We start from the raw sequence: 7,572 nt of genomic DNA, 5'->3' as shown, positions 1-7,572 counted from the left end.
GAATTCCCGCAGCATTTCCCGTCTTCCGGCTGGGTCGAGCACGATGCTTCGGATCTTTGGGTCAGCGTTGCGGGGGTGGCGCGTGCGGCGGTGGAGAAGGCCGGGCTGCATGCCGGCGACATCGCCGCCATCGGCATCACCAACCAGCGCGAGACCACGCTCCTCTGGGACCGCAAGACCGGCCGGCCGCTGCACCGCGCCATCGTCTGGCAGGACCGCCGCACCGCCGCCCTTTGCGACCGGCTCAGGGCCGAGGGGCACGAGCCGATGATCGCCGCCCGCACCGGGCTGCTGCTCGACCCGTATTTCTCGGGCTCGAAGCTGAAATGGCTGCTCGACAATATCGACGGCGCCCGCGATCGCGCCCGGCGCGGCGAGCTCGCCTTCGGCACCGTGGACAGCTGGCTGATCTGGAACCTGACCGGGGGCCGCACCCATGCCACCGACGCCACCAATGCCGCCCGCACCCTGCTTTTCAACATCGCCGAGAACCGCTGGGACGCCGAGATCTGCGCGCTTTTCGACATCCCCATGGCCTTGCTGCCCGAGGTGCGCGACTGCGCCGCCGATTTCGGCATGGCGCGGGCCGACCTGTTCGGGCGCGAGATCCCGATCCTGGGCGTCGCCGGCGACCAGCAGGCGGCGACGGTGGGCCAGGCCTGTTTCGCGCCCGGGATGATGAAAGCGACCTATGGCACCGGCTGCTTCGCGCTGCTGAACACCGGGGAGGAGATGGTGGCCTCGAAGAACCGGCTGCTGACCACCATCGCCTACCGGCTGGGGGGCCGGACGAGCTATGCGCTGGAGGGCTCGATCTTCGTGGCCGGGGCGGTGGTGCAATGGCTGCGCGACGGGCTGGGGATCATCCGTTCGGCGGCCGAGACGCAGGGTCTGGCCGAGGCGGCGGATCCGGGGCAGGAGCTGGTCCTGGTGCCGGCCTTCACCGGGCTGGGGGCGCCCTATTGGCGGCCGGACTGCCGGGGCGCGGTGTTCGGGCTGACGCGGAACTCGGGTCCGGCGGAGCTGGCGCGGGCGGCGCTGGAGAGCGTGGGCTTCCAGACCCGCGACCTGTGGGAGGCGATGCGGGCGGACTGGCCGGGCGCCGCTGCGGGGGTGCTGCGGGTGGATGGCGGCATGGCGGCGAGCGACTGGACGATGCGGTTCCTGGCCGACATCCTGGGCGCGCCGGTGGACCGTCCGCGGGTGACCGAGACGACGGCGCTTGGCGCGGGCTATCTGGCGGGGCTGCAGGCGGGCCTGTGCCCGCCGCCCGAGGATTTCGCCCGCGCCTGGGCCTTGGAGCGCCGCTTCGAGCCCGCCATGGCCGAGGGCGAGCGCGAGGCCCGATACGCAAGGTGGAAAAGCGCCGTGGAAGCGACGATGGGGGCGGCATGAGCGGGGACGGCATGAGCGGGTTTTCCTTTGCCCTGCCGGGCCGGGTGATCTTCGGCCGCGGCCAGGCGCAGAACGCCCCGGCGATGATCCGGGTCCTGCGCCATGGTCCGGCATCGCCTTCCGCCGCGACGTCTCAAAGCAGGGCCGAAGCGGATGGGCGAGCTTCGGCCTGGCGGCTGCGGCGCGCTCCGGTAGGCGGGCAAGGGGCGATGAGGCCCGGTCCTGTCGCGCCTTATCCAGAGATGCCGCGAAGCTGCTGGCCCTGCCGCCTTTCTGGCCGGGCTGGCGCGCTCAGCCCGCCTCGGCCAGTGCGGCGCGGATGGCGCGGGCAAGCCGCCGACAGCCCTCCTCCAGCCGCTCGGGCGGGTTCAGGGTGAAGTTGATCCGCAGCGAGCGGCGGTCAAGCCCCTCGGGATCGAAGACGCTGGAGGGCGAGATGCACACCCCCTCGGCCATCGCATGATGCAGCAGCCGGTCGGTATCCAGCCGCGGATCGCGCGCCGTCGCCCAGACGAACATGCCGCCAACCGGCACCTGCCAGTCCAGGTCCCCGGCCAGATGCTGCTGCATCGCGGCGCAAAGCGCGTCGCGCCGGGCGCGATAGATCGCCAGCACCTCGGGACGGATGCGGTCGGTCATGCCCGCCTGCAACGCCCGCAGCGCCAGCATTTGCGACAGCCCGCTGGTGCACATGTCCGAGCCCTGCTTGGCGGTGGCCAGCGCCCCGATCATCTCGGGCGCGGCGATCACCCAGCCGATGCGCAGCCCCGGCGCCAGTTCCTTGGAGAGCGACCCCATATAGACCACCGGGCCGTCATAGGGCCCGGGCCGCTCGGCCCCCGACAGGTCGAGCAGCCGGGGCAGGGGCTCGCCCTCATAGTAAAGCGCGCCATAGGGGTCGTCCTCGATCAGCCAGGTGCCGGTGGCATGGGCAGCGGCGACCAGCGCCTGCCGCTCGGGCAGGGCCACCAGCCGGCCGCTGGGATTCGAGAAATTCGGCACCGTATAGGCGAATTGCGCCCCCGCCAGCGCGGCATGGGGGTCGAAACCATTGCTCTCGATCCGCATGGCCCGGTAACGCGGCGCATGCGGCATCCAGGCGTCGAGGGCCCCCAGATAGGCCGGGCTTTGCGCCGCGACCAGCCCGCCCGGCTGCAACAGCACCTTGCCCGTCAGTTCCAGCGCCTGCATGCCGCCGGTGGTGATCAGCACGTTCTCGCGCGAAAGCCGCAGCGCCTCGGTCGAGAAGCGGGCGGCGATCAGGTCGCGCAGCGCCGGCAGGCCGGGGATCGGGCCATAGCCCAGCGTCTCGTCGGGGTGGTTGCGGATCGCCTCGGCGGCAAGATCGGCCAGTTCCTCGACCGGCCAGACCGAGGGCTCGGGCAGGCCGCCGGCAAGGTTGACCAGATCGGGCACCTGTCCCGCCGCCAGAAAGACCGAGGTCACATCGTTGCTGCAGGACAGCCAGGGGGCAAAAGCGGGGCGCATCGTCGGTACCGTTTCATCGGGGCATGATCCTGCTGTGACCGTTTTTTGCCAGCGGGGCAAGGGTCGTGCCTTTGCGCCGCGCCCCGGCTTGTGCCCGGCCCGGATGTATATCAGACAGGGGCGCGACAGCGCGAAGGGGCAGGGAATGCAGGCACTGAAACGGATCGGCATCGACACCTACATGCTGCTGCTGATCGGCATGGTGCTGCTGGGGCTGGTCCTGCCCGCCCGCGGCATCGCGGCCGAGATCCTGCGCGGCGCCACCTTCTGGGCGGTGACGCTGCTGTTCTTTCTTTACGGCGCCAAGCTGGACCCGGCCTCGGTGCGTGCGGGGCTGCTGAACCTGCGGCTTCAGGGCCTGACCTTCGCCGCCACCTATGCGCTGTTCCCGGCCCTGGGCATTTTGCTGGCCGCGCTGTTCGGCGGCGTGCTGGGACCACAGCTGGCGCTGGGGCTGCTGTTTCTCGCCGTGCTGCCCTCGACGGTGCAAAGCTCGATCGCCTTCACTTCGATCGCGGGCGGCAACGTGCCGGCGGCGATCTGCGCGGCCTCGCTGTCGAACCTGGTGGGCGTGGTGCTGACGCCGCTGCTGGTCACGCATCTTCTGCATCAGGAGGGGGGCGGCGCCAGCCTCGACGCCATCGAGAAGATCGCCGTGCAGATCCTGCTGCCCTTCGTCGCCGGGCAATTGCTGCGGCGCTGGATCGGCGGCTTCGTCCAGCGCCACCGGCTGCTGACCATGGTGGTGGACCGGGGCTCGATCCTGCTGATCGTCTATTCCGCCTTCGGCGCCGGCACTGTCGCCGGCATCTGGTCGGCGATCCCGGTGCCGGGGCTGGTGCTGTGCTTCCTGGTCACCGCGCTGCTGCTGGCCTTGGCCATGGGGGGCATGGTCGGTGCCGGGCGGCTGTTCCGCCTGCCGCCCCAGGACCAGGCGGTGCTGTTCTTCTGCGGCTCGACCAAAAGCCTCGCCAGCGGGCTGCCCATCGCCACGGCGATCTTTCCGGCCGCGGCGGTGGGTGCGATCGTGCTGCCGGTGATGATCTATCACATGACGCAGCTGCTGGTCTGCTCGGCCATCGCGCAGCGGCTGGCGCGGAACCGACCCTAGAAATTCCAGTCCTCGTCCTCGGTCGCCACCGCCTTGCCGATGACATAGCTCGACCCCGAGCCGCTGAAGAAATCGTGGTTCTCGCTGTCCGGCGACAGGGCGGCCATGATCGCCGGGTTGACCTCGCAGGCCTGCGGCGGGAACAGCGCCTCATAGCCCAGGTTCTGCAAGGCCTTGTTGGCGTTGTAATGCAGGAAGGCCTTGACGTCCTCGGTCAGCCCGATGCCGTCGTAAAGCTCGGCGGTGTATTTCGCCTCGATGTCGTAGAGATCGAAGATCAGCGCGAAGGCGAAATCCTTCAGCGCCGCGCGCTCGGCCTCGCCCAGCCGCTCCAGACCGCGCTGGTATTTATAGCCGATGTAATAGCCATGCACCGCCTCGTCGCGGATGATCAGCCGGATCAGGTCGGCGGTATTGGTCAGCTTGGCGCGGCTCGACCAGTACATCGGCAGGTAGAAGCCGGAATAGAACAGGAAGCTTTCCAGGAACACGCTGGCGATCTTGCGCTTCAGCGGGTCCGAGCCGGCCTTGTATTCCTCCAGCACCAGCCGCGCCTTCTGCTGCAGATGCGGGTTTTCCTCGGCCCAGCGGAAGGCCGCGTCCACCTCGGGCGTCAGGCACAGCGTCGAGAAGATCGAGGAATAGCTGCGCGCATGCACCGCCTCCATGAAGGCGATGTTCGACAAGACCGCCTCTTCATGCGGGGTCAGCGCATCGGGCATCATCGCAGGCGCGCCCACGGTGTTCTGGATGGTGTCCAGAAGCGTCAGCCCGGTAAAGACCCGGATGGTCAGCTCGCGCTCCTCTGGCCGCAGCGTGGCCCAGCTCTGTACGTCGTTGGACAGCGGCACCTTCTCGGGCAGCCAGAAATTCACGGTCAGCCGGTTCCAGACCTCCAGGTCCTTCTCGTCCTCCAGCCGGTTCCAGTTGATCGCCCGCAAGGGCGTGCGCAGGGCATGATCCTTCATCCGAAGAACCTTTCTTTCTTGTCTAAATATCCCACGGGGGTCCGGGGGTGTGAAACCCCCGGCTCAAAGCGTGCAGGAGACGCAGCCCTGCACCTCGGTGCCTTCCAGCGCGGTCTGGCGCAGCCGGATGTAATAGATGGTCTTGATGCCCTTCTTCCAGGCATAGATCTGGGCGCGGTTGATGTCGCGCGTGGTGGCCTCGGCCGGGAAGAACAGCGTCAGAGACAGGCCCTGGTCGACATGTTCGGTCGCCGCCGCATAGGTGTCGATGATCGCCTCGGGACCGATCTCGTAGGCGTCGCGGTAATAGTCCAGGTTCTCGTTGGTCATGAAGGCCGCGGGATAGTAGACGCGGCCGATCTTGCCTTCCTTGCGGATCTCGATCCTGGCGACGATGGGGTGGATCGAGCTGGTCGAGTTGTTGATGTAGCTGATCGAGCCGGTGGGCGGCACCGCCTGCAGGTTGCGGTTGTAAAGCCCGTGCCGCATCACCGATTCCCGCAGCATGGCCCAATCCTCGCGCGTGGGCAGGGCGATGCCCTCGAAGACCCGGGCGACCTCGGGCAGCGAGGGCAGCCAGTCGCGCGTGACGTATTTGTCGAAGAACGAGCCGTCGGCATATTTCGACTTCTCGAAATCCTTGAACGTCCGGCCTTTTTCCTGGGCAAGCAGGTTCGAGGCGCGGATGGCGTGATAGGCGACGGCGGCGAAATAGACCGAGGTGAACTCGATCCCTTCGGGGCTGCCGTAATGGATGCGCTCGCGCGCCAGGAAGCCGTGCAGGTTCATCTGGCCCAGACCCACGGCATGGGCCTCGTCATTGCCGCGCCGGATCGAGGGCACGGCGTCGATGGCCGACATCTCCGACACCGCGGTCAGCGCCCGGATCGCCGCCTCGACGGTCGCGCCGAAATCCGGCCCGTCCATGGTCGCGGCGATGTTCAGCGAGCCGAGATTGCATGAGATATCAGTGCCCAAATGGGAATAGCTCAGATCTTCGTTGAACGTGCTCGCCTCGTTTACCTGCAGGATCTCGCTGCACAGGTTCGACATGCTGATGCGGCCGGCGACCGGGTTGGCGCGGTTCACCGTGTCCTCGAACATGATATAGGGATAGCCGCTCTCGAACTGGATCTCGGCCAGGGTCTGGAAGAAGGCGCGGGCATTGATCTTCTTCTTCCTGATGCGCTTGTCGTCGACCATCTCGGCATATTTCTCGGTGACGGAAATCTCCGAGAAGGGCAGGCCGTAGACCCGCTCCACATCATGGGGCGAGAACAGATACATGTCCTCGTTGCGCTTGGCGAGCTCGAAGGTCACGTCGGGGATCACCACGCCCAGGGACAGCGTCTTGATGCGGATCTTCTCGTCGGCATTCTCGCGCTTGGTGTCCAGGAAGCGCAGGATGTCGGGGTGATGCGCGTTCAGATAGACCGCGCCCGCGCCCTGCCGCGCGCCCAGCTGGTTGGCATAGCTGAAGCTGTCCTCCAGCAGCTTCATCACCGGGATAACGCCCGAGGACTGGTTCTCGATCCCCTTGATCGGTGCGCCGGCCTCTCGCAGGTTGGTCAGCATCAGCGCCACGCCGCCGCCGCGCTTCGAGAGCTGCAAGGCCGAGTTGATCGAGCGGCCGATGCTCTCCATGTTGTCTTCCAGCCGCAGCAGGAAGCACGAGATCAGCTCGCCACGGGACTTCTTGCCGGCATTGAGGAACGTGGGCGTCGCCGGCTGGAAGCGGCCCGAGAGCATCTCCTCCATGAAGCGCATGGCCAGCGCCTCGTCGCCGCGCGCCAGCGTCAGGGCGACCATGACCACCCGGTCCTCGTAGCGTTCCAGGTAACGCTGGCCGTCGCGGGTCTTCAGCGTATAGCTGGTGTAATACTTGAAGGCGCCCAGGAAGGTCGGGAAGCGGAACTTCCGCGCATAGGCAGCATCCCAGATCGCGCGCTGGAAATTGCGCGAATACTGGTCCAGCACCTCGGGCTCGTAATAGCCTTCGTCGACGAGATAGCGCAGCTTCTCGTCGAGATTGTGGAAGAACACGGTGTTCTGGTTGACATGCTGCAGGAAATATTGCCGCGCGGCCTTGCGATCCGCCTCGAAGCGGATGCGGCCCTCGCCGTCGTAAAGGTTCAGCATCGCGTTCAGCGCGTGATGGTCCAGCACGGCCTTTACGCCATTGTCAAGCATTCCGTCCCCCAGAATTTCTCAAGCCCCGCCCGGACGCGGGAAAGATCGTTGTCGTCGCCCGCCAGCTCGAATCGATACAGCACGGGGACGTCGCATTTAGCAGAAATGACCCTCGCCGACAGGGCGAAGGTGGCGCCGAAATTGCGGTTGCCGGCGCCGATCACGCCGCGCAGCAGCGCGCGGCGCCCGGGGTCGTTCAGGAAGCGGATGACCTGTTTCGGCACCGCGCCCCGCCCCGCGCCATCGGCATAGGTCGGGCAGATCAGCACATAGGGCCGGCCGGGCTCGGGCAGGATCTCGCACGGCGAGACCGGGATGCGGAGCGCCGGCAGCCCCAGCCGCGCCATGAAGCGCGCCGTGTTCCCCGAGCCCGAGGAATAATAGACCAGTTCGCCCCGGTGCCCGCCCATGGCCGCGCGT

General features: G+C 67.3%; 6 protein-coding genes. 2 read left to right on the top strand and 4 right to left on the bottom strand.

Features of this window, described 5'->3' with window-relative positions; translation table 11 throughout:
• The coding region (gene glpK, locus PARJ55_RS0118170; protein WP_028714315.1) for a glycerol kinase GlpK at window positions 1-1,395 on the top strand (1,395 nt) is incomplete at its 5' end.
• 291 nt (window positions 1,396-1,686) lie between these two features.
• On the opposite strand, the gene PARJ55_RS0118165 is transcribed toward glpK, so the two are convergent.
• Window positions 1,687-2,883 (bottom strand): PLP-dependent aminotransferase family protein, encoded by a 1,197-nt coding sequence (locus PARJ55_RS0118165; RefSeq protein ID WP_028714314.1) that lies wholly within the window; start codon window positions 2,881-2,883, stop codon window positions 1,687-1,689.
• Window positions 2,884-3,028: 145 nt separating this feature from the next.
• Between PARJ55_RS0118165 and PARJ55_RS0118160 the strand changes: the two genes are divergently transcribed.
• Complete coding sequence (locus PARJ55_RS0118160; protein WP_028714313.1) at window positions 3,029-3,994, top strand: bile acid:sodium symporter family protein; 966 nt, start codon at window positions 3,029-3,031, stop codon at window positions 3,992-3,994.
• On the opposite strand, the gene nrdF is transcribed toward PARJ55_RS0118160, so the two are convergent.
• From nrdF to nrdI, 3 genes are all read right to left on the bottom strand, one after another.
• The gene (gene nrdF / locus PARJ55_RS0118155) at window positions 3,991-4,962 is read right to left on the bottom strand and encodes a class 1b ribonucleoside-diphosphate reductase subunit beta (RefSeq protein ID WP_028714312.1); all 972 of its coding nucleotides are present in this window, start codon (window positions 4,960-4,962) and stop codon (window positions 3,991-3,993) included. The genes PARJ55_RS0118160 and nrdF overlap by 4 nt on opposite strands.
• Window positions 4,963-5,025: 63 nt before the next feature.
• On the bottom strand, window positions 5,026-7,152 hold the full coding sequence (gene nrdE / locus PARJ55_RS0118150; RefSeq protein WP_028714311.1) for a class 1b ribonucleoside-diphosphate reductase subunit alpha: 2,127 nt from the start codon (window positions 7,150-7,152) through the stop codon (window positions 5,026-5,028).
• Window positions 7,134-7,562: a class Ib ribonucleoside-diphosphate reductase assembly flavoprotein NrdI gene (gene nrdI, locus PARJ55_RS0118145; protein WP_028714310.1), complete on the bottom strand. Its 429-nt coding sequence runs from the start codon at window positions 7,560-7,562 to the stop codon at window positions 7,134-7,136. The genes nrdE and nrdI overlap by 19 nt, the downstream gene beginning before the upstream one ends.
• Window positions 7,563-7,572: the final 10 nt, after the last annotated feature.

It is taken from the genome of Paracoccus sp. J55 (assembly GCF_000513975.1).
GTDB lineage: Bacteria > Pseudomonadota > Alphaproteobacteria > Rhodobacterales > Rhodobacteraceae > Paracoccus.
This window is presented reverse-complemented; position numbering and strand designations above follow the sequence as displayed.

What these genes read in the sequence shown, in the direction of transcription:
- PARJ55_RS0118165 (WP_028714314.1), bottom strand. Translation starts at nt 2,883, where the DNA reads ATGCGCCCCGCTTTTGCCCCCTGGCTGTCCTGCAGCAACGATGTGACC.
- PARJ55_RS0118160 (WP_028714313.1), top strand. Translation starts at nt 3,029, where the DNA reads ATGCAGGCACTGAAACGGATCGGCATCGACACCTACATGCTGCTGCTG.
- nrdF (WP_028714312.1), bottom strand. Translation starts at nt 4,962, where the DNA reads ATGAAGGATCATGCCCTGCGCACGCCCTTGCGGGCGATCAACTGGAAC.
- nrdE (WP_028714311.1), bottom strand. Translation starts at nt 7,152, where the DNA reads ATGCTTGACAATGGCGTAAAGGCCGTGCTGGACCATCACGCGCTGAAC.
- nrdI (WP_028714310.1), bottom strand. Translation starts at nt 7,562, where the DNA reads ATGGGCGGGCACCGGGGCGAACTGGTCTATTATTCCTCGGGCTCGGGG.